Source organism: Streptomyces griseoflavus, from assembly GCF_014649995.1.
In the GTDB taxonomy this organism is placed as follows: domain Bacteria; phylum Actinomycetota; class Actinomycetes; order Streptomycetales; family Streptomycetaceae; genus Streptomyces; species Streptomyces griseoflavus.
Genome location: NZ_BMUC01000020.1, coordinates 88,144 through 88,500, shown reverse-complemented (window position 1 = coordinate 88,500; position 357 = coordinate 88,144). Strand labels below are relative to the sequence as shown.

The following is a 357-nucleotide window of genomic DNA, read 5'->3' as shown; positions in this document are numbered from 1 at the left end:
CCGCCGACCTCCACCGCCAAACCCTCACCGACCGAGAACGCATCCTCGGCCCCGACCACCCAGACACCCTCACCAGCAGCCATAACTTTGCGGCCTCACTAAACGATCTCGGCCGGTACAGGGAAGCCGCCGACCTCCACCACCAAACCCTCGCTGACCATGAACACATCCTCGGCCCTCACCACCCAGACATCCTCGCCACTCGCAGTAACCTCGCCGTTGCCCTGGTCGGCCTCGGCCAGTACCGGGAAGCCGCCGATCTAGACCGGCGCACCCTCGCTGACCGAGAACGCAACTGCGGCCCCAACCACCCAGACACCCTCACCAGCCGCAACAACCTCGCCGCCACCTTGGTCC

1 protein-coding gene is annotated in these 357 nt (G+C 66.1%); it reads left to right on the top strand.

Translation table 11 applies throughout. The features are described 5' to 3' along the window. Positions 1-357, top strand: a 357-nt coding sequence (locus IE172_RS30745; RefSeq protein WP_190100637.1) for a tetratricopeptide repeat protein, incomplete at both ends; no start/stop codon positions are given.